The organism is Arsukibacterium perlucidum DSM 18276, assembly GCF_000382165.1.
GTDB lineage: Bacteria > Pseudomonadota > Gammaproteobacteria > Enterobacterales > Alteromonadaceae > Alishewanella > Alishewanella perlucidum.
In genome coordinates this window covers 20,898-42,976 of record NZ_KB907702.1, presented here as the reverse complement: position 1 = coordinate 42,976, position 22,079 = coordinate 20,898, and the positions used below count along the sequence as shown (strand labels likewise).

The window sequence follows — 22,079 nt, the reverse complement described above, 5'->3', positions numbered from 1 at the left end:
GTGAAACATACGCATCTACCCAATAATGGTCCCCATTTTTACAGCGATTTTTAACAATGCCACGCCAAGACTGACCATTTTGAATGGTCTGCCACATATGTTTGAACGCAGCTGCAGGCATATCCGGGTGTCTGAGAATATTATGGCCGTGATTAATAAGCTCTTTTTCGGTATAACCACTGATGGCGATAAAATCTTGATTAACAGACGTTATGCGGCCTTTTAAATCAGTAGTTGAGAGAATATTTGCATTTTCACTAACAGAAACATTTCTTTGTGTTGTAGAAGGACATCGCATTGGAAGTACCAAACATGAATGATGTTCAACAACAGTATCAAAAGGAATATTTTAAGACACTTATCTTCAAGAGATACAACATACTCCAAGAGGGGTATATACTTAGTCAGTATATTTTAAGTTTTGTGAGCTATTTGAGCAGATTTAAAAAACTTTTTATATAAAAAGAAAGAAAATACGGAAGCGTAACGATTACCACCAATGACACAACAAGAATGCTTAGCGCTTTGTCGCTATTAGCAGATAGTGCAGGTAATATTTAAACGGTCTAACGTGGGGTAACCATGCAAGTATTTATAACGCTGGCATTTACATTAACTACTTTAACCACAGCTCCGTTGCTATTAGCTGGGGATGCTTCACATCAGCATCATGGCCATATAGCCGAACTGCAGTTGAACGACGGTAAAAAATGGCCGACAGATCAACCTCTGCGAGATGCGATGTTAGTGTTACGCACTCATCTGCCAGTACAGCTGGACAGTATCCACAATAATAAGCTGGCAGCAGAGGAATATTTGCACTTCGCTGGGGTGGTTGAGCAGCAGGTTAATTTCATTATTAAGAACTGCGCGTTAGCACCGGAAGCGGATGCTCAGTTTCATCTCATTCTGGCCCGGCTGATTAATGCTTCATCAAAGATGAAAGACCCTGAGCTTAAGGTTCAGCGACAGGGTGCTATTGAAGTGTTACAAGCATTGCAGCAATATCCGGTATTTTTTAAGGATGAATTATTTGTACCTATTGTCCACTAACTTTAGTTGTTCAGGTGGTTGTGAGATAGTGGTTTATTGAGGGTGTTCAATATACCTCAGCGTCAAAATAGCACCCTTAAAACATTATTATTGCGCCCAAATCTCATACTTTACTCCTGTTTTTTTATCGGCGGAGTGTCATCCGACTGTGTTGCCATTACAAGAATTAAGCTAGATATTAAGTTATTGTTTTTATGGGATTTATGCATTTGTAGATAGGCCGCAGGGTAGTTTTAACCTGGGCAGCAATAGGTGGAATTAACACATTGGGTGAAAATAACCCGGAAGCCTGGCTGGTATGGTGCTTTCTACCACTTTAGCGATATAGGCATAATAGTCTGCTTGTTTTAAGGTAGCGCCTAAACGCAGTGCTGATACGCAGTTTTAAGGCCCTACAAATGGAATACTATTTACCGCTAAAACACTTACATATGCTGTCTGCTTACTTAAGTGCAGCCTTATTTAGCGGCAGGTTGCTGCTGGATATGGCCGCTAAACCTGACTGGCGCCAAAGCCCGCTGCGGTATCTGCCACATATTAACGACACCTTGTTACTGACGCTGGCACTTACCCTGCTGGCCATCGGCCCCTGGCAGCCTTTTACACACCAGTGGCTGGGTTTTAAAATTTTATTGCTGCTGGCTTATATCGGCTTTGGCATTGGCGCTTTAAAGCAAAGCCTGGCCGTGCCAACCCGCACAATATGTGCGGTGTTGGCCCTGGCTCAGCTTGGCGGAATTTTTTACCTGGCGCGGTTTAAACCGTTGTTGTTTGTTTAAACTGACTTTCGTGCTACATTTTAGGTGCTTTGTAACACATTTTGGGTGATTAATGAGTGAAACGACATTTACATTTCGGGTTGATGAAGCACTAAAACAACAGTTTGCTCAGGTCGCTAAAGGCCATGATCGCTCTGGCGCTCAGCTGCTACGCGAGTTTATGCGCGACTATGTTTTAAGCCAGCAGCAAGCGGCTGAGTATGACTCATGGTTTCGTCTGCAAGTTCAGGCAGGTATTGCTGCGGCTAATGCCGGAGAGCTGATGCCGGCCACTGAAGTAGAAGGCCGCTTTGCAGCGCGGCGCTCAGCAACGCGCAGCCGTATTAATGCGGGCAAATAATGCCGCTGTATTGGACCAATGAGGCAATAGCCGATCGCGAAACAATTTACGACTATATTGAAGCCGATAATCCGCTGGCGGCATTAGCGCTGGACGAATTATTTACTGAGCAAGCTGAGCATTTGCTGGCTCATCGTGCCCTTGGTCGTCCAGGCCGCGTGGCCGCTACCCGTGAATGGGTCGTACATCAACATTATGTGTTGGTTTACGATACCAGCTCAGCCGATGTGCGCATACTCAGAGTACTACATACACAATTACGCTGGCCTGGCCCAGGTCGCTGATAACCGCTCAGTTTGCTTGATTGCGGCAGGTTGGTAGAGGCACATTATTGTGCCCCGGTTTTTTGCGCTCCAGATCTAATCCGTTTTAAGCGCTACGCTGTGCTCTGTTGCCAGTTTGCTCCCGCTGATAATACCGCAGGCTGTGCTCTTGCCGGCGGCCACTGCTAAAAGCCGATATTCGCTTTAAGTAACCGATAACCCGGGTGCCGTAGTCAATATCTTTACTGCCACAGCTGGCGCAGGCGCAAAGGGTGCGCTTGTCGATGGCTTCGCACTGGTTGCAGATGGTAATTTTAACGTTAACGCAAAAATAATTGCAGCCGGTATGGGCGGCGATATTTAATAGTTGCAGGTAGCCGGTTTGGTCGAGCTTTTCGTCCAGGTTTAAATGCAGGGCCGAGCCACCATCCAGATAATCGAGTAACTCACGGCCGTGCAGCTGGAATTTATCCAGGGTATTACTCTGCTCATCTTCTACCACATAAAAATACGAGTTATAGCAATCGCGCGGCACCAGATAGCCATCTTCCCGGTCCCATTTAGCATTCTTAACGCCCAGGTTTTCTGCCGGCACAAACTCGGTATTAAACATATATCCATACTCGGCTTTAGCAGCTTTGTTGGCATCAAAGATGACTTTTAACTGCTGCTGAACAAAATTGATGTAGGCAGGGTTATTGCCGGCTACCAGCCCTTGTGATTCTGCCGCTTCAACCATGCCATTAATGCCAATGGTTAAAAACTGCTTATCCAGGCTTATAAAGCCAGCGTCATAGACTGTTAGCAGGCCGGCATCTTTGTATTGCTCCATCAACTGGCGGTAGGCTACCTGATACTTGTGAATTTTACTGATCTCAGTGGCTAAATCGCGGCCATCCTGTACCAAGCGGTTCATATTAACGGTAATAACATTAATAGAGCCGGTGGCCACGCCGCCGGCGCCCAAAGAGTAGGAGAAGGTGTTGTCGCTGATTTCGCTGCGTAACCGGCAGCAGCTGGCCAGGGAGTCAGCGTTTTCCGACTGATAAATAAAGAAAGCGTTGCCTGCGGCCATTTCCCGGGCAATGTCATTGGCAAAGGCTTTGTCTTTGCACTGGCCATTATCGGTTAGCATGGCAACGGTCACTACCGGAAAAGTCAGTACCGTTTTTTCTCTTTCTTTATTAAACCACTTTAAAAAGTATTGCTGCAAAGCTGATACTGATTTCCACGTTGGCTTAACAAAATCCGGAAAGACAAAGTTGCCAAACATACTGTCGAAGTAGTGCTGATCATAAATTGAGATATTCCAGAACACACTTTGATAGCCACGCGCGGCCGCTGGCTGGTTTAGTGCATACACCACATGCTGCAGATGATTGGCAATTTGCTTAGGGTGGGTTTGCAAGTAATTGTCGCCGTAGTCTTTGCGGGCAAAGTAATCAAAGTAGGTTAAAAACTCTACCGTTGCCACCGCACCGGCAAACTGGCTGGATACGGCAAAGACAAAGTTAACGAAACAGCCGCAGAATGATTCCAGATGTTTCGGCGCCTGCGATTCGCCACCCAGTTTGGTTAAACCATCCCGTAAAAACGGATACATGGTTACCGATACGCAATAGGGTTTTAAGCTGGTTTCATCATGCACGTATATTTCGTGGTCGATTATTTGACGCAAGTATTCCGCCGCCAGTTCAGCACCAAACAATTCACTGATTTTATTGCTGATCAGTGCCCGGTTAACCTGGATAAACTGATCTTTCATCAGTTCTGCTTCCAGCGTCGCAATATTTTTCTGGGTGACGTTGGCATTGGCATCCAGTTTAGAGCCATCAGCGGCATTGTTGGCATGCAGGTAATCATCGATAAAGCTTAATTTTTGTTGGAGTTGGGTAAAGTTTAGCGCTTGCATAGCATATCCCTCAGCAGGTTATTGTTTAATAAATAAATGGTTCAGGCATTGGCCTGTACGTAAATCGGTAAAAATCTGGTTTGTGTGCGGGCTGTTCAGGCCGCCGCGCTCTGCCTGCCAGCGGCCGGTTTTCAGGTAGGTTAGCTGTTGCTTAAGCGAAGGGGCGACATCATCCAGCCCGGTGTAAAGGCAGGTATTTAAGCCAGCACTGCGTGCCAGAGTTAACAAGGCCAGTAAATGTTGCCCCTGCCATTCGCCGCCTAAGAACAGCACACAGCTAATTAAGCCCTGATAGCTTTGCAGGCGGTGGCTAAAGTATTCGGACGTTAACAGGCAGCCGATATCAGGGCGCCAGCTGTAGCTGCTGTGGCAGCCTTTACAACCGAGTGGGCAGCCGGCAATGGTAAAAGCCAATGACACTTCACCCGGTACTTCCTGAAAGACAATTTGCTCATCGGTGAACTTCAGCATAAAACCCTTTATGTAGTGTTGCTATTTGTATTTCGCACTATATGTTGTGTTTTAGCTTAGTCTTCGCTGCGGTTTAAAACTTGATCCAGATCAAGTTTTAATAATGCTGCCGCAGGCAGCATCGCGCCAGGGCGCAGAATTATTGGTTTTGTTACCCCATTGGGAGTATTGCCGCGAATAAGCTGTGAAATAGACGGGCGGGCATAAAAAAACCGCCCATTCCAAGGTGGAAGGGCGGCAGAGGAACCAACGCTTTTCTGTGGCAGAGCCGGGTTGGTTGGTGGAGCTGGGAAGCGTGGCTGTTACAGTTGGTAGCTAAGCATTAACCAGACTTTGCTGGTATCAACGGCCAAAGTATCGGCATTGTAATAAGCCACTTTTATCAAGCCCGATAATTTCTTATTAACCGCATAACTGGCACTGGCATTCCATTCATCGCCATATCTGCTGCTACCAACATCGCTATCAAAGCGGTGATAGGCCAGGGCAAGCGCAACATTATTAAATTTACCGCTGGCTTGCAGCCAGTGATCACGCAAGCCACTATTAGGGGTATTTAAAAACATATCGGCAAAGCCGGAAAAGGCATGCAGGGTTGCCAGCGGGGTTTGAAAGGCGCTTTGGCCATTGCCGGCTAAGCGTTCTTGCCCTGCCTGCAGGGTGATACCGTCCAGCGCCCAGCTTAAGCTTAGCCGGTGGTAATGGTGGCTAAAACTCAGCGGCGCATTATGGGCATCGTCTTGTTTTGCCAGCGCTAAGTGCCAGCTTAATTTCGGTCCGGTTGTTAACTTGCCCTGATAATCTACGCCAATGGTACGGCTGCTACGAGCGGCCCAGTTAGCAAAGTCAAAATCGTAACCAAAAGCGGCCAGCTGATGCGCCGGGCTTAATTGCCATTGCAGCAGGGCAGTATTAAAGCTGCCGTTCTGATCAGCCGCAGCACCTTTAGGGCCAAAAATCCGGTTAACGTTGTAATAATGGCCAAGCTCGGCACTGACATTTTTACCAATCTGTTGTTGGATCCGATAGCCATCCAGAGTTTGCTCATTCTGGCGCCAACCCACTCCTCCCAGAAAACGTTGATTTAGCTGATTTACCAACTGGCGACCTGCGCTAAGCGTTGTGCCGTTGTTGTTTTGATAGCGCAGCAGTGCCTGATTAATATCGGTGCCCTTCGGATCGGCCACCACGCTATAGGCTGTTTTGCCATTTACCGTGCTGTTGTAATTATCGTTACCCAGCAAACTGACGTTATCCAGCTGCAATAAAGCACTAAAGCCGGAAACTTTGCCGGTATTGACTGTTAAGCGGCTACGTAGGGAAGAGGCAACGGCGTCATCTAATACGTTGTCCTGCTCGACATATTCTAAGCGGTAGCGAAAATGCGCAGAGACTGTGCTTTGTTTCAGCGCTTGTTGCAGTTGTTCAGATAAGTCATTGCTTTGGCTATATGCCGGTAGCGCTAAAGTGGCAAGCGCAGCAGAAATAGCAAGGGGTAAAGTAACAGCGGAGGTTTTCATAGTGAGGTTCCTGACAGAACAAATGATGCGGAGATCTTAGCCTAAACCTGACTTTTTTGTAATAAGTTTAATGGGTTACCTACTTGAGGGTAGGGCGCCCTACCATGAAAGTACGGGCGCCCCAACAAACAGTTATTGCATTAGCGGCGAGCCCGACAGTTTAAAATCGTAGCCGTCGATTTCTGCCTTTACAATCAGGGTATGAATATACTGCGCCACCGCTTTGCGCCTTACTTTTTCATTCAGGTATTCGGCTATTTTTTGCTGTACGGCGCTAAACGGCAACAGCTTGCCGGGTACTTTGCGGGCGATAAACACAATATGAAAACCGTAGCGGCTTTCGATACCTTGCGGCATTAAGCCCGGTTCGGCGCTGAATATTTGCCGCTCAAACTCAGGTACTGTCTGGCCACGGCTGATCTGGCCTAAACTGCCGCCGGTTTCTTTTGATGGGCAGGCCGAATAATGCTTGGCCAGCTCAGCCAGACTGTCACCTTGTTGCAGCTTTAAAATTAATTGCTCTGCTAATATTTTGGCTTCTACCCGTGCTTTGTCATCCTCTGGTGCTGCCGCCAGCAGAATATGGCTGACTTCCAGCAAGGGAGAGCTGGCAAAGCGTTGCGGGTTTAGCTTGTAATATTGCAGGCATTCTTCTGCTGATGCGGTTGGGATCGGCAGTTCGCGGTTGATCAGAGCATCGAGAAAATCATCATCGCTGGCGCTATTTAGCTCGCTTTTTACACTAAGACCCAGCGCTTTGGCGCGCTGGCGCAGCAGCTCGCCGATAATCAGCGATTCGGCAGCTTTTAGCATGGCGGCCCGTTTGTCGGCTGCCGGGTGGTATTGCATTTCAGCCATAACGGCCGCTTCGCTGATACTGGCATTGTTTACTTGTATCATATTAAACCTCTGTTCTGAGTAACGTCCCGCCAGGCTGCTTTAAGCCGGTATTGCACGCAAAGACGCCGTAAATCCGTCCCTGGAGGCTCCTCTCCGGCATCCATGCCGGAGACGCTTTGCTTAGCAATATCGGCTCGCTGCCTGGCTGGTCATCCGATCTTGCCAGGCCCAGGTTGGAACCTCGATAGCGCAGCCACAGAGTGTCTGAGCGCAGCGAGTTGCTGTGGCGAGCACAGCGAGTGTTGCAACCGTCAGGGCCCGAAACCAAATCGCTATTCGTATCCTTTACCGCACAAAACGCTGGCGTACTATCTGGTGCTGGCGGCGCACATACTGCACCGGCACACTAAGTATGTGCACTAAGCGGCTGAACGGGAACACCACAAACAACGTCATACCTAAAAACACATGGGCTTTGAAAATCCAGTGCACATCGCTGATCGCTTCTGCTGCGGCCACGCTGTTAAAGGTAACGGTGTTCTGGGCCCAGGCCATCAGTTTTAGCATCTCGGCGCCGTCTAAATGGCCCATAGACACAAAAATTGACAACAGCCCCAGAATCAACTGGGCGTACAATAAAAACAAAATAGCGATATCCATAGGGTTGCTGGTGGCGCGGATGCGCGGATTAAACAAGCGACGTTTGATCAGGATCGTCAGGCCGTAGAAGCAAATCAAGCCAAAGATGCCACCGGCAACGATAGCGATCATTTGCTTCATTTCAGTTGTGATACCAATCAGATACCACAGCTCTTTCGGCATCAACAAACCAGCAAAATGGCCTAAGAAAATGCCCAATATGCCGATATGAAAGGCGATACTGCCTTTACGCAGCTGCTTGCTTTCCAGGATCTGGCTGGAGCTGGTTTTCCAGGTGTATTGCTCTCTGTCATAACGGATCCAACTGCCAAGCACCATAATGGCGATGGCTATGTAGGGATAAATGCCAAAGGCAAACAGATTTAAGTGTGCCATAATCATGCTCCTTTAAGCGCGCTTTGCAGCGGCCTCTTTGTAAAGTGCCGCGCTCAGCGGATCAGTTGCTGGTAACCCATTTCCGAGTAAATCAGTGCTTAGTGGAATAAACTGATCACGTCTTTGCCCGGCAGTAGGTTTATTTCCGCTACCACAGGCTGAGTCGGTCTGGTCGTTGCCCATAAAGCTGACCATTTCCTCTTCCCATACCTTATCCAGCTCCTTCGGCGTATCGTCGCGCTTTTCACTGGCAATTTGCGCTTTAATATCATCCAGATCCACCTCAGCTGCAGATAGCGCCACCAGGGTAGAAAAAATGCTGGCATAGTCAGACTTGCGCTGCTCCAGGCGACACAGCAGCACGGCTAATACTGGCGCAATTTCTTCCAGACCGATTTGGGCGTTTTGTTCACCCTGAGTCGATAAAAACTCCAGATACAGCGGCAGGTAATCCGGCAGCTCTTTGACGCCGATATCCAGCCCTGCCTCGCGGTATTGTGCCAGCAGGTTCACCATCGCCTGGCCGCGATCGCGCGACTCGCCGTGGATATGCTCAAAAATCAGCAAGGATAACGAGCGGCCGCGTTCAAACAGGCTGTCGTATTCAGACTGCCAGTCCATCAGCTCGCCGCCGGTGCGGGTCTCGATAAAAGTACTTAAGCCTTGCTGTAGTGCCGGCGTAATAGTGGCGTCTGCCACTATCGCCAGCAATTCGGCTTTAGCATCGACTAATGGCTGCTTTGGGTAATCCAGCAGCAGCGACAACAATTGTAGTATTGGCATATGTTGTGAGGTCATTGCGTTTAATCCTTAAGCTCTACTGGGATAACCTGACGCACACCTTTGGCTTTAGTGCCAAACAGGTTTACGCCGTTATTGCCATCGCCACAGCCATTGCCGAAACTAAAACCACAACTGGATTTCAGGTCATAGGCATTTTCGGCATAGGCGCGGTGGCTGGTAGGAATGACAAACCTGTCTTCATAGTTGGCCAGCGCCATATAGCGGTACATTTCTTCAACTTGCACCGGGGTTAAGCCCACCTGCTGCAGTACTTCGGCATCTTCCACACTATCTACCTGCTGCGAGCGTTTAAAGGCGCGCATCGCTATCATCCGTTCCAGCGCACGCACTACCGGTGCTTCATCACCAGCGGTCAGCATATTGGCCAGGTAACGCAGCGGAATACGCAGCGATTTCAGATCCGGAATTTCACCATTCATACCTACATGGCCAGCCTGTACTGCGCTTTGAATGGGTGACAGTGGTGGCACATACCACACCATCGGCAGCGTGCGGTACTCAGGGTGGAGTGGCAGTGCTACCTTCCATTCCATCGCCATCATATATACCGGCGATCGCTGGGCAGCTTTAATCCAGTTGTCAGCAACGCCTTCTGCTTTAGCCGCGGCAATAACTGCCGGATCGTTTGGATCCAGAAAGATATCTAATTGTGCCTGGTACAAGTCTTTCTCGTTCGGGGTATTGGCTGCCGCTTCAATTTTGTCGGCGTCATACAACAACACACCTAAATAGCGGATTCGGCCAACACAGGTTTCCGAGCATACCGTTGGCTGGCCGGCTTCAATCCGCGGGAAGCAGAAAGTACATTTTTCGGATTTACCGGTTTTCCAGTTGTAATAGATTTTTTTGTAGGGGCAGGCCGAGACACACATCCGCCAGCCGCGGCATTTGTCCTGATCAATCAGCACTATGCCGTCTTCCTCGCGCTTATAAATGGCGCCGGAAGGACAGGCTGCAACACAAGCCGGGTTCAGGCAGTGCTCGCACAAACGCGGCAGGTACATCATAAAGGTCTTTTCAAACTGACCGTAAATGTCCTTTTGCACCACGTCATTGAAGTTCTGATCTTTTTTCCTTTTGGCAAACTCGGTGCCGAGAATTTCTTCCCAGTTCGGCCCCCATTCAATTTTTTCCATCCGTTGGCCACTGATCAGCGAGCGTGGCCGTGCTACCGGCTGGTGCTTGGTATCACCAACGGTGTGTAAATGCTGGTAGTCAAAATCGAACGGCTCGTAGTAATCGTCAATTTCCGGTAAGTCCGGGTTGGCGAAAATATTCGCCAGAATACGGCGCTTACCGCCGATTTTTAATTCCAGCTTGCCGCTTTTATTGCGCACCCAGCCGCCGTTCCATTTCTGCTGGTTTTCCCATTCTTTTGGAAAACCAATGCCAGGCTTGGTTTCAACGTTGTTAAACCAGGCGTACTCGACCCCTTCACGCGAGGTCCAGACGTTTTTGCAGGTGATGGAGCAAGTGTGGCAACCTATGCACTTGTCTAAATTCAGCACCATGCCGATTTGGGCTCTAACTTTCATATTGCTCACTCCAACCTTATTTAGTGTCTAACCAGTCGACTTTGCCCATCTTACGGATGATGACAAACTCGTCCCGGTTACAGCCAACGGTGCCGTAGTAGTTAAAGCCATAGGCCTGCTGGGCATAGCCACCGATCATATGGGTTGGCTTCATTACTGCCCGGGTAACCGAGTTATGAATACCCCCCCTGGTACCGGTTAATTCGCTGCCAGGCACGTTTACAATCCGCTCCTGAGCGTGGTACATCATGCTCATACCCTCGGGTACCCGTTGCGATACCACAGCGCGGGCGGCGATGGCGCCGTTAACGTTGAAGATGTCAATCCAGTCATTATCTTCAATGCCAGCGGCGGCGGCGTCTATTTCACTGAGCCAGACAATAGGGCCGCCACGCGACAGCGTTAGCATTAACAAATTGTCGGAGTAAGTGCTGTGAATACCCCATTTCTGGTGTGGTGTGATCCAGTTCAGCACGATCTCTTTATTGCCGTTTGGCTTTTTGTTCAGCACCGGTTGCACGGTTTTTAAGTTAATCGGCGGCTTATAGCTGCACAGCTGCTCGCCAAAATCGCGCATCCACTCGTGATCCTGATAAAACTGCTGGCGGCCGGTAATGGTGCGCCATGGGATCAGCTCGTGCACGTTGGTATAGCCAGCGTTGTACGACACATGCTCATCTTCCAGGCCAGACCAGGTAGGCGAGGAGATAATCTTCCGCGGCTGGGCGACGATATCGTTAAAACGAATTTTCTCGTCGGCTTTGGGCAGCGCTAAATGGGTGTGGTCGCGGCCGGTAATTTTACCCAAGGCTTCCCAGGCTTTAACGGCAACCTGGCCATTGGTTTCCGGTGCCAACGATAAAATCATCTCGCAGGCGTCGATGGCGCTGTCAATCTTCGCCATGCCTTTGTTAATGCCTTCCTCGGTGTGCACGCGGTTCAGTTTTTTCAGGAAACCCACTTCATCTTTGGTATCCCAACCGATGCCTTTACCGCCATTGCCAATTTTTTCAAGCAAGGGGCCGATAGAGGTAAAGCGGGCATAGGTATTAGGGTAATCACGCTCAACAATATTAATATGCGGCATAGTCATGCCGGGAATCGCCTCACATTCACCTTTCCACCAGGCTTTTACGCCATAAGGCTGCGCCAGTTCGGCTGGGGTATCGTGGTGCATTGGTGTGGTAACCACATCCGTTTCTACGCCTAAGTGGCCAACCGCGGCTTTAGAGAACGCCTTGGCAATACCTTTAAAGATTTCCCAGTCGCTACGCGCTTCCCATACCGGGTCAATAGCAGCGGTTAACGGGTGAATAAACGGATGCATATCCGAGGTATTCATGTCGTCTTTTTCATACCAGGTAGCGGTAGGTAACACGATATCTGAATACAAACAGGTGGTAGACATGCGGAAGTCTAAGGTAACCCAAAGATCAACTTTGCCCTCAGCTCCATCGTCAGTCCATTCAATATCCTGTGGCTTTTTGCCACCAAACTCGCCTAGATCTTTACCCAGCAAACCGTGTTTGGTGCCCAGTAAGTGGCGTAGCATATACTCATGGCCTTTGCCGCTGGAACCAAGTAAGTTAGAGCGCCAGATAAACATATTGCGTGGGAAGTTTTGCGGGCTTTCCGGTTGCTCACAGGCAAATTTAATCTTGCGGCTTTTTAACTGCTCAAGCACATAGTCTTTTAGCTCAACGCCGGCGCTCTTAGCTTCTGCGGCTAGCCCCAATGGGTTAACCCCAAGTTGCGGTGCTGATGGTAACCAACCCATTCGCTCGGCGCGGGCGTTAAAGTCGATAATGCTGCCGCTCCATTTTTCTTTATTGGCCAGCGGTGATATTACCTCGGTCATGTCGAGCTTTTCATAACGCCATTGGCTGGAATGGTTATAAAAGAACGAGGTGCCGTTCATATGACGTGGTGGCCGTTGCCAGTCCAGGGCGAATGCCAGTGGTGTCCAGCCGGTTTGTGGCCGCAGTTTTTCCTGGCCGACATAGTGCGCCCAGCCACCGCCACTTTGGCCAACACAGCCGCACATCATTAGCATGTTGATCAGGCCACGGTAGTTCATGTCCATGTGGTACCAATGGTTCAAAGCTGCACCGACGATGACCATCGAACGACCACGTGTTTTATCGGCATTGCGGGCAAATTCGGTAGCAACCCGAATCACATCATCAGGTTTTACGCCGGTAATAGCTTCTTGCCAGCCTGGCGTGTAGGGAATATTGTCGGTGTAAGACTTAGCACGACTGTCATCGCCTACGCCGTTATCGACGCCGTATTGCGCCAGCATTAAATCGAATACCGTCGCGACCAATGCAGTGCTGCCATCGGCCAGCTCAACCCGCTTGGCGGGGATTTTGCGAATTTGCACATCAGCATGCGCGGTGTGCTGGAAGTATTGGTACTCGTGCGGCGCGCCACCGAAATACGGAAATGCTACATCGACCAGCTCATCACGGTTATCTTTTAGCGATAGCTGTAAATCCAGTTCGCCATCTTTATCTTTTTGCTCCAGGTTCCATTTGCCGGCCTGACCCCAGCGATAACCAATGGCACCGTTCGGGCTGGTTAAGCGGCCATCGCTATTAAGAGCAATGGTTTTCCAGTCCGGGTTGTTGTCTTCACCCAGGTTATTGACTAAATCGGCTGCACGTAAAAAACGGCCTTGCGTCAGATGCTTGTCACCTTGCTCCAGCATCACCAACATCGGCATGTCGGTGGTGCGTTTTACATAGTCAGTAAAGTAGGCGCTTGGGTTATTAACGTAAAACTCCTGCAAAATAACATGGCCAAAGGCCATCGCCAGTGCCGCATCAGTACCCTGGCGCGGTGCCAGCCAGGTGTCACCAAACTTGGACGCTTCGGAATAATCTGAGGTAATTACGCAGGTTTTAGTGCCTTTATAGCGAACTTCAGTTAAAAAGTGCGCATCCGGCGTGCGGGTTTGTGGCACGTTAGAGCCCCAAACAATAATGTAATTTGAGTTATACCAGTCGGCTGATTCCGGCACGTCGGTTTGCTCGCCCCATATCTGCGGTGAAGCCGGTGGCAAATCGCAGTACCAGTCGTAAAAGCTTAAACAGTTACCGCCAATTAACGATAAGTAACGCGCACCAGCGGCGTAAGACACCATCGACATCGCTGGTATGGGTGAGAAGCCGGTGACCCGGTCCGGGCCATAGGTTTTAGTGGTGTACACATTAGATGCGGCAATCAGTTCGTTCACTTCATCCCAGTCGGCGCGGATAAAACCGCCCAATCCGCGACGTTCTTTATAACTTTTCGCTTTTACCGGATCTTTAACAATCGATTCCCAGGCTTTTACCGGGTCTTTATGTACCGCTTTTGCTTCGCGCCACAGTTTCATTAATTGCTGGCGTACCTTGGGGTATTTTAAGCGGTTGGCGCTGTAGATATACCAGGAGTAGCTGGCGCCGCGCGGGCAGCCGCGTGGTTCGTGGTTCGGTAAATCTGGCCGGGTGCGCGGATAATCGGTTTGCTGGGTTTCCCAGGTGACCAGGCCGTCTTTCACATAAATTTTCCAGCTACATGAACCGGTACAGTTTACACCATGGGTAGAACGGACAATTTTGTCGTGCTGCCAGCGCTGGCGGTAGCCTTGCTCCCAGCTTCTGTCTTCGTTGGTGGTAACCCCGTGGCCGTCGGCGAAGGGTTCTTTGCGGGTTTTAAAAAACCGCAGTTTGTCGAGTAGATGACTCATGGTTTACTCCTGGTCTTGTCCTGCATGAACAGACATTTTGCTTTTCTGGTATGCACACTATAGAAACAACAACAGGAATAATGCTTGATTTGGATCAAGGCAGCCAGTGCGTTAAATAGCTGATAAAAAACGAAAATACCCACAAGGTGGTAGTGTGGGTGGCGCTGATATCGCCGACAATACGCCAGTGGCTACCTCTTGTGCTGTGTTGGCGGCCGGTGCAATTACCCCGGCGGGGAAAAGGGGGTAGCTCATTTGTGCTGCTATTTTTCAGATAGGCGCAGCACGCTAGCGGATTAACAGGTATGCTTTAGGCAGTAAAACAAGCGGAGTGGTTATGCGACAGTTTTCTATTGTTACCCGGATTAATATTGCCCTGGCTTGTATTGTTACCCTGGCCATTGGCACCATGTTGGCGTCGTACTGGTTGTCGGATAAAGCCGGTAACGATGCCCATGCAGTGAATATCGCAGGGTCGCTACGGATGCAAAGCTACCGGATGGCCTGGTTAAGCCAACAGCAAGACCAGGCGCAATTACAGCTGGCCCGGCAGAAGTTTGCTATCAGTTGGCAACATCCGGTATTTCAGCGTTTTTTACATGATGAACATATTTTGCAGCAGTTTGAAACAGCCCGGCAGCACTGGCAGGAGATTGAGCCGGCGTTTTTACAACAGCCTGTTAATCCGCCACAAATCGAGCAGGCGCTGCAGCAACAAATCAACTTGCTGGAACAACTGGTGTTTTATATCCAGCAAGACGCCGAGCAAAAAGTGCGTAGTTTTCGCACCCTGCAGTTGGTGGCCTTGTTAGCCACGGTGCTGTTATCTGCTATTGTCATTTACTGGTTAAAGGTGATGGTGCAACAGCCACTGGAGGCGCTGACGCTGGGCGCCAAGCGGGTAGCAATGGGCGATTTTACCCACCGGCTAAGCATTGAAAATAACGATGAGCTCGGTACCCTGGCGCACAGTTTTAATAAGATGAATGATTCGGTTTCCTATATGTACGGCAATCTGGAAAAACGGGTCGATGAGCAAACCGAAGCACTGCAACATACCAATACCACCTTACGCTTTTTATATAATACCGCCCAGCGCATTAGCGAGCACGCCCCCGAGTTTGTCGACTTTAATAAGATCATCGCAGAGCTGAAAACCGTAGTGAAGGTCGATAATCTGGAGTTATGCCTGTTTACGGAAGAGGGCGATAAACCCTATATGCAGGTATTGCCGGATGATGGCAGCATTGACCCTTGCGCCCAGCAAAACTGTGGTGATTGTTTGAGCCAACCCGCAGCCGAGGGTTGTGATCGCAGTAATTACAATTATTTGTTGCACCGCGATCGTAAAAAATATGGCGTGCTGGTGGCCCGGCTCGCTGACGGGCAAACCTTAGCGCTGTGGCAGCAACAATTACTGGCGGCGGTGGCCGACCAGCTGGCGCTGGCGCTTAACTTAAAATCGGAAGAGCAGCAGGTACGACGGTTAGCCCTAATGCAGGAGCGGACTGTTATCGCGCGTGAGCTGCACGATTCATTAGCTCAGGCGCTTTCTTACCTGAAAATTCAGGTAACTCGCTTAAATAAGGCCACGGCAAAGGATGATAAAGCGACTATTGCCGATGTATCGACAGAGTTAAAACAAGGGCTGGATGCGGCCTACCGCCAGTTACGTGAATTACTCACTACCTTTCGGCTTAAAGTGGATGGCAGTGGTTTGCTAAATGCGCTGGACATGTCGGTAAAACAATTGAGCGCTCAATCGGGTATGCAGATAAAACTGGATTATCAGCTGACCAATATTCCGCTGGCCCCGCATGAAGAAATTCATTTGTTGCAAATTATTCGTGAGGCCAGCCAGAATGCGGTTCATCATAGTGCCGGTAGCGAGATCCTGATCAGTTTGCGGCAAAAGCCAGACGAGTCTATTGCCCTGGTCATTGAGGATAACGGCGTGGGTATTCCGCAGTCAGCGGAAAAACTAAACCACTACGGCCTGGCCATTATGCAGGAGCGTAGTAAACATCTGGGCGGGGAGATAGCGATAAAACGTCGAGCCGAGGGCGGCACCGGGGTCTATTTTAATTTTACGCCGGAATATCTGGTACAGCAGCAGACGGCGTGATGGTAAAAAATAGGGGCGCCTGTTTTTATGAAAACGGGCGCCTGCTTTTATGAAAACGGACGCGTCTAATGGTTTGTCGACAATTACGGATTATAAAACTCACCGTTTTTACGCAAGTAAAAGAACCAGTTGACCAGCAAACATAACGCATAAAACACCGCAAACCCAACCATCGCATATTCCGGGGTAGCGGCTTTGATTTGCTCGCCAAATACCTGTGGAATATAGAAGGCACCGTAAGCGGCTACTGCCGAGGTCCAGCCCAGTACCGGCCCTGCTTGTTCTTTCGGGAATACCACAGCAATGGTTTTAAAGGTAGAACCATTACCGACACCACTGGCAGCAAATAAGCCTAAGAAGATCAGGAAAAATGGCATAAAGTATTGCTCTGGCGTTGCTGACTGATAAGCCATGTGCATATAGTATGCGGCGCCCAAGGCACAGCCAACCATAATTACAGAGCAAATTTGTGTAACAAAAGCGCCACCCCATTTATCAGATAACCAGCCACCGGCTGGGCGTATTAGCGCCCCAATAAAGGGTGCTAACCAAGCATAAGTCAGAGCGCTGGGTCCATTTGGATTTGGCGTATTGTGGGTCATAACGCCATCAACCATGATGTGGCTATAGCCAAAAATAACTTGTATAGATAATGGAAAAGCAGCAGCAAAGCCGATAAAGGAGCCAAAGGTCATAATGTACAGCACGCTCATCACCCAGGTGTGCTTGTTATTGAATATTTTGTATTGACGATCCAGGCTGGTGCGAATCGCCCCAGGCAGAATTTTCAATGCCATAACAGTAGCAAACAGGATCATTACCAGCACCAGCTCTTTGGGAATGCTAAAGCCAGAGCCATTGGCGGCTTCTGGCAAAATTAGCCACAAACCGGCTATTGAGGTAATAAAGCCAATGGCATACATTAGCAGAATAATCGAGAACGAGCCCACGGCGCTGGGCAGTTTTGGCGTTACCTCTTCAGTATGAATATTATTCATCCCAAACCAGATAGCAAAGGCCAGCGGCACCAGAAATAATAACCAGACAAAACCGGCGTTCTGGATCCAGGTGTCGCTACCGGCTGCAATGCTGCCAATCAGGGTGCCACTGGCTTTTTGCAACACCATCGGCTCACCGCCACCTAGCAGGCTAAAGGCGCCAAAGGTCATAAATAGCGGTACCAGAATTTGCATGCTGGTTACGCCAAAATTGCCCAGTCCGGCATTTAAGCCCAGGGCCAGCCCTTGTTGTTTTTTCGGGAAAAAGAAACTGATATTCGACATAGATGCAGCAAAGTTACCACCACCAATACCGGATAACAGCGCCAGCAACTGAAACACCCAGAATGGGGTGTTTTGATCCTGCAAGGCCAGGCCAGTGCCGAGCGCAGGGATCATCAGCAAGCTGGTGGTCAGGAAAATGGTATAGCGTCCACCACAGAGCCGGACAAAAAAGCTGGCCGGAATACGCAGCGTCGCACCACTTAAACCGGCAATAGCCGCCAGGGTAAATAATTCAGATGCCGAGTAAGGAAACCCCAGATTAAGCATTTGCACGCTGATGATGCTCCACATCATCCACACGGCAAAGCCGCAGAGTAAGCTGGGGATAGAGATCCACAGATTACGGTTGGCAATACGTTTGCCCGTTGTTTGCCAGAAGTGTTCATCTTCTGGTTGCCACTGTTTCAGATCTGACATAGTTAACTCCTGTTGAGAACAGCAAATTTAGCTTTGGGAACTATGCAGCGCTGCAGCCAATGTCACAATGGATCTTCGGAGTTAGTCAGCAAAGCCAGAGGGTTAGTTAGAGGTACCTACAAAGTGGTAAGTGTTGAATGCTGAGTTTTTAATGTTGAATTTTATCAATTACATAGTGTTTTCTTTTGGTGGTTGTCAGACGGCAGCTGGCAGCAGGAGAAAATATGCTGATCTGTCATTTTACTGATTTATATCAAAGTTCGCTCTGGCTTGTTATAAGCTAATAGCACAAAGCTACATTGTTAAGTCTTGGAGAGCGACATGTCAGAGCAAAAATCCAGCATTATGTTGGTCGATGATCACCCGTTATTGCGCAAGGGGTTAAAGCAGTTACTGGCGCTGGAAGATGAGCTGGAAGTGATTGCTGAGGCCAGTAGCGGGGCAGAGGCCATTCCAATGGCGGTAGAGCTTGACCCGGATTTAATTATTCTGGATTTAAATATGCAGGGCATGGATGGTATTGCCACCTTAAAAAAGATGCGGGACGAAGGCGTCAGCTCGCGCATTGTGATGCTGACCGTATCAGACGCTGATGAAGATGTGGTTAATGCCATCAGCAACGGTGCTGACGGTTACCTGCTAAAAGACAGCGATCCGGAAATACTGCTGGAGCAAATTAAGCGGGCGCTCACCGGCAAAATGGTGCTAAGTGAAGCCATTACCCAGGTGCTGGCCACAGCGCTGCGCCGCCCGGCAGTAAAAACGTCGGCTGAATTAAATAGCCTGACCAACCGTGAGCATGAAATTCTCAGTTTTATCGCCAAGGGCTTAAGCAATAAATTGATTGCCCGTGAGCTGGATATTTCCGATGGTACGGTAAAAGTGCATGTTAAACATCTGCTGAAAAAGCTTGGCCTGCGCTCGCGGGTAGAGGCGGCTGTCTGGATGGTAAACCAGCAAGGAGCGAAAGCCTGATGCCAATGCCCCAGCATGAAAAAATCCAAACGCCAAAAATGTTAAGCGCTGAACAGGCGATCCAGCAAATGTTAGCACAGGTGCTGCCAGTGCAGCAGCAGGAAGCCGTAACGTTAAGCAAGGCTTTAGATCGGGTGTTGGCTGAGCCGGTTTGTTCAACGATTAATGTGCCGGGCTATGACAATGCGGCAATGGACGGCTATGCGCTGCGCGCGGCTGAGGTGAAACCTGGCCAGCCATTGTTGGTGGTGGGCGTCGCTTTGGCTGGCCATGCCTTTACCGATAGCGTGCCTGCAGGCTGTTGCGTGCGTATCACCACCGGTGCTGTGCTGCCATCCGGGCTGGATACTGTGGTGATGCAAGAGCAGGTTGAGCTTACAGAAATTGAGCATAAGCAAACGATATTGTGTCAGTTCCAGCCTTCAGTTGCTGAGCATGTGCGCCGCGCCGGTGAAGATATCGCCGAAGGCCAGCAAGTATTTGCTGCCGGGCACAAAGTACGGCCAGCCGATCTGGGCTTGCTGGCGTCATTAGGCTTTGCCAGCATCAAAGTTAAGCGTCGGCTTAAAGTCGCCATATTTTCTACTGGCGATGAGTTACTGCCACCGGGGCAGCAGTTGGTGCCAGGCCATATCTACGACAGTAACCGCTTCGTAATGGCCGCCATGTTGCAGCGCCTTGGCGTAGAAGTAGTAGATTTAGGCTTGCTACCAGACGATTTAGCCGCGATAGAGCAAGCTTTTGGCAAGGCGATGACCCAGGCCGATGTGCTTATTACCAGTGCCGGCGTGTCGGTAGGCGAAGCCGATTATACCCGGAAAATTCTCAATAAGCTTGGCCAAATCAATTTCTGGCAGGTGGCAATAAAACCGGGTAAGCCGTTCGCCTTTGGTAAACTGAATAACTGCTGGTTCTTTGGCTTGCCAGGTAATCCGGTAGCGGCCGTGGTAACCCTGGAGCAGTTAGTGCAGCCGGTGCTGCGTAAACTCAGTGGTGAATTAGCCGACAATACGCCGGCTTTGCTGCAAGCAGTGTGCAATGAGCCATTGAAAAAGCAGCCGGGTAGGGCAGATTATCAGCGCGGCTGGTGCTGGCAGGGTGAAGATGGCCTGAATGTCAAAACCCTCGGCAGCCAAAGCTCGGGCATGCTGAGCTCTATCGCCAATGCCAACTGTTATATTGTGCTGGAGCGTGAAAGTGGCAGTCTACCTGCCGGGGAAAGGGTCTCCATACTGCCGTTTTCAGATTTATTGCGTTAATCCACGAACGTAAGGGCGCCTAAGGTTTATAAAAGTGGGCGCCCTGTAAACTGTCGGCCCTAGCTATGGCCGCCTTGTTAAGCCCCAAATACTTACCCTTATAACCCAATACGTCGTAAAACATAGCACCAGCAAAACGGGTCCCACAAGTGTAATGACATTTCTGATTGGTTCGGGAATAATCTGAGACTGCCCAAGAAAAAAAGAGACTGTCGCGATAAGCATGGTAAAACCTATCCGCCAAACGTGGCGAACTAACTGCGATTTGCGACTAAGTCTTCCTCTTGTTATCTGGCGGATATCTGAAATTGCTGCCAAAAGCGATATCGAACCAAACACAATAATTACTGCAATAGGTTTGCCGTCGATTGAATCTTTACCATTGTGCAATGAGCTTAAACCGATATAAATTGCGTAAATGCCAATGACAAAGCCCAAAATCATAAATACTGAATGTACTATTTTTGCTTGTTTTTTTGGCGGATGAACGGCTAAAAAGCGGTAGTAACAAGATAAAATGTGACAAGTCCGGCAATCATATTGAGAGTTTCTTTGCCGATAAACGCCAGCAGAGCCCCAGAGCTAGCCATAACGATCATTGACAGAACAAAAGTAAGCCCGAATTTTCTATGTAAATTGCTGCCTTTCGTTACAGCAAAACTTAAAGCACCGCTAACAAGTGCAACCGTGCCTGTCAAAATATGCAAGTAAGTAAGCACAATACAACCTCCGTTATTTGTTTAAACTGCAAAAGACATAGCTGTGCCTTTTAATGCCCGCGCCGCAGTTAATAGTTGTGCTATGCGCCGATCTTGGGGATCCATGAAGCACTGCTGATCGCAAATACACCTATAGCCATCGCGGCGCAAACTACAAAGATGAGACTGGCCACGGCACTCTGGTATCGTTTGTTTTTAGGCTTGCTGGCCCAGAAATACAGTTCCAGCACCGCTAACGGCAGCAAATATTGGGCAAAGGACACCACTTCGAGGAATGGGCCGGTGAAGGTTTTGCCGTCGATGCCGATGCCGCCTGTAGCGATAAACCAGCCAAATACCATCAATCGCAGAAACCATACAGCGCTTACCACCAGAAACAGCCGCAGTGCCCAGCGACGGTGTGCGGCAAAATTGCGTTTGATTGCATAGTAAAGGGCGATGGGCACAAAAAGCATTACCAGCACCCCGCTGCCGGTGACGCCAATATCTTGGATCAGTGAACCGATGACCCGCTCCCGTGACCAGGTGAGGTAAACTCCAGCGATGCTGACAATCACCGAAGCGATCATAAAGAACCAGCCGCTGCTACGGTGCAGTAGGGGTAGCTTATTACGGATGGCCGGCACCAGCTGGATTTGGCCAGCGGCAATAATCAGGCCCGCCACCAGAATATGGATTGCCAGCGCTATATTGCCAATGCTGTCTCCTGCGATAAAGCCATTTGCCAGATGGGTTCCTGCAAAGCCGCCTACGCCATCTCCGACAAACCGCAGGCCGTAATAGCCCGCGATATAAGTCACGAACAGCCACTGGCCGATGGCTGTGACGATAAACCAGGTTTTTGCGGAGAGGGTAAGCCAGTCTGGTCTACGCTTCTGGCGCACAGGCGTGTTGGCGTCAATTGTAATATCGGTCATTGTGTTTCCTTGAATTTTGCGGGTATATATCCGGCACTGGTTGCTATATATCATCGGCATAGCCACTTTATTTTCGTTTAACATGATCTGACGTCTTGT

The 22,079-nt window shown here is 49.4% G+C and carries 18 protein-coding genes and 1 pseudogene; 7 read left to right on the top strand and 12 right to left on the bottom strand.

Annotation, left to right across the window (positions count from 1 at the left end; all coding sequences use genetic code 11):
- Positions 1-19: 19 nt before the first annotated feature.
- Positions 20-298, bottom strand: a pseudogene (locus tag H141_RS22065) (PAS domain-containing protein); the annotation flags it as partial.
- A 284-nt stretch (positions 299-582) separates the two neighbouring features.
- On the opposite strand from H141_RS22065, the gene H141_RS0101725 reads away from it, so the two are divergent.
- The 4 genes from H141_RS0101725 to H141_RS0101710 all read left to right on the top strand — a co-directional run bounded on the left by H141_RS0101725 (position 583) and on the right by H141_RS0101710 (position 2,456).
- A complete protein-coding gene (locus H141_RS0101725; protein WP_019674517.1) occupies positions 583-1,053 on the top strand; it encodes a hypothetical protein in 471 nt (156 codons plus the stop codon).
- Between the two features lie 398 nt (positions 1,054-1,451).
- Complete coding sequence (locus H141_RS0101720) at positions 1,452-1,832, top strand: SirB2 family protein (protein WP_019674516.1); 381 nt, start codon at positions 1,452-1,454, stop codon at positions 1,830-1,832.
- A 52-nt stretch (positions 1,833-1,884) separates the two neighbouring features.
- Positions 1,885-2,172 carry a CopG family ribbon-helix-helix protein gene (locus H141_RS0101715; protein ID WP_019674515.1) on the top strand — a complete coding sequence of 96 codons (288 nt, stop codon included), beginning with the start codon at positions 1,885-1,887 and terminating at the stop codon, positions 2,170-2,172.
- Entirely contained in the window at positions 2,172-2,456 is a 285-nt protein-coding gene (locus H141_RS0101710) for a type II toxin-antitoxin system RelE/ParE family toxin (RefSeq protein WP_019674514.1), read from the top strand. The genes H141_RS0101715 and H141_RS0101710 overlap by 1 nt, the downstream gene beginning before the upstream one ends.
- Before the next feature lie 85 nt (positions 2,457-2,541).
- On the opposite strand, the gene nrdD is transcribed toward H141_RS0101710, so the two are convergent.
- The 8 genes from nrdD to H141_RS0101670 form a co-directional block, all read right to left on the bottom strand.
- Complete coding sequence (gene nrdD, locus H141_RS0101705; protein ID WP_019674513.1) at positions 2,542-4,347, bottom strand: anaerobic ribonucleoside-triphosphate reductase; 1,806 nt, start codon at positions 4,345-4,347, stop codon at positions 2,542-2,544.
- A gap of 18 nt (positions 4,348-4,365) precedes the next feature.
- Positions 4,366-4,818, bottom strand: a complete 453-nt coding sequence (gene nrdG, locus H141_RS0101700) for an anaerobic ribonucleoside-triphosphate reductase activating protein (RefSeq protein WP_019674512.1) — start codon at positions 4,816-4,818, stop codon at positions 4,366-4,368.
- A gap of 302 nt (positions 4,819-5,120) precedes the next feature.
- On the bottom strand, positions 5,121-6,338 hold the full coding sequence (locus H141_RS0101695; protein ID WP_019674511.1) for a hypothetical protein: 1,218 nt from the start codon (positions 6,336-6,338) through the stop codon (positions 5,121-5,123).
- Between the two features lie 132 nt (positions 6,339-6,470).
- Complete coding sequence (locus H141_RS0101690; protein WP_019674510.1) at positions 6,471-7,238, bottom strand: peptidylprolyl isomerase; 768 nt, start codon at positions 7,236-7,238, stop codon at positions 6,471-6,473.
- 285 nt (positions 7,239-7,523) lie between these two features.
- Positions 7,524-8,213 (bottom strand): respiratory nitrate reductase subunit gamma, encoded by a 690-nt coding sequence (gene narI, locus H141_RS0101685; protein ID WP_019674509.1) that lies wholly within the window; start codon positions 8,211-8,213, stop codon positions 7,524-7,526.
- A gap of 12 nt (positions 8,214-8,225) precedes the next feature.
- On the bottom strand, positions 8,226-9,011 hold the full coding sequence (gene narJ, locus H141_RS0101680; protein ID WP_019674508.1) for a nitrate reductase molybdenum cofactor assembly chaperone: 786 nt from the start codon (positions 9,009-9,011) through the stop codon (positions 8,226-8,228).
- Positions 9,012-9,016: 5 nt separating this feature from the next.
- The gene (gene narH, locus H141_RS0101675) at positions 9,017-10,552 is read right to left on the bottom strand and encodes a nitrate reductase subunit beta (RefSeq protein ID WP_019674507.1); all 1,536 of its coding nucleotides are present in this window, start codon (positions 10,550-10,552) and stop codon (positions 9,017-9,019) included.
- A gap of 16 nt (positions 10,553-10,568) precedes the next feature.
- Positions 10,569-14,285 (bottom strand): nitrate reductase subunit alpha, encoded by a 3,717-nt coding sequence (locus H141_RS0101670; RefSeq protein WP_019674506.1) that lies wholly within the window; start codon positions 14,283-14,285, stop codon positions 10,569-10,571.
- A gap of 337 nt (positions 14,286-14,622) precedes the next feature.
- Between H141_RS0101670 and H141_RS0101665 the strand changes: the two genes are divergently transcribed.
- Positions 14,623-16,410 (top strand): ATP-binding protein, encoded by a 1,788-nt coding sequence (locus H141_RS0101665; RefSeq protein WP_019674505.1) that lies wholly within the window; start codon positions 14,623-14,625, stop codon positions 16,408-16,410.
- An 83-nt stretch (positions 16,411-16,493) separates the two neighbouring features.
- Here the strand turns inward: H141_RS0101665 and H141_RS0101660 are convergent, their stop codons facing one another.
- Positions 16,494-18,110: an MFS transporter gene (locus tag H141_RS0101660; RefSeq protein ID WP_019674504.1), complete on the bottom strand. Its 1,617-nt coding sequence runs from the start codon at positions 18,108-18,110 to the stop codon at positions 16,494-16,496.
- 321 nt (positions 18,111-18,431) lie between these two features.
- Here H141_RS0101660 and narL point away from each other — a divergent pair, with 321 nt between their 5' ends.
- On the top strand, positions 18,432-19,085 hold the full coding sequence (gene narL, locus H141_RS0101655; RefSeq protein WP_019674503.1) for a two-component system response regulator NarL: 654 nt from the start codon (positions 18,432-18,434) through the stop codon (positions 19,083-19,085).
- Positions 19,085-20,344, top strand: coding sequence for a molybdopterin molybdotransferase MoeA (gene moeA / locus H141_RS0101650; protein ID WP_019674502.1), 1,260 nt, complete (start codon positions 19,085-19,087; stop codon positions 20,342-20,344). The genes narL and moeA overlap by 1 nt, the downstream gene beginning before the upstream one ends.
- A 491-nt stretch (positions 20,345-20,835) precedes the next feature.
- Here the strand turns inward: moeA and H141_RS0101640 are convergent, their stop codons facing one another.
- Together H141_RS0101640 and H141_RS0101635 are read right to left on the bottom strand one after the other, a co-directional pair.
- Complete coding sequence (locus tag H141_RS0101640; protein ID WP_019674500.1) at positions 20,836-21,063, bottom strand: DUF2306 domain-containing protein; 228 nt, start codon at positions 21,061-21,063, stop codon at positions 20,836-20,838.
- Between the two features lie 80 nt (positions 21,064-21,143).
- Positions 21,144-21,980, bottom strand: coding sequence for a DUF2306 domain-containing protein (locus tag H141_RS0101635; RefSeq protein ID WP_169337158.1), 837 nt, complete (start codon positions 21,978-21,980; stop codon positions 21,144-21,146).
- Positions 21,981-22,079: the final 99 nt, after the last annotated feature.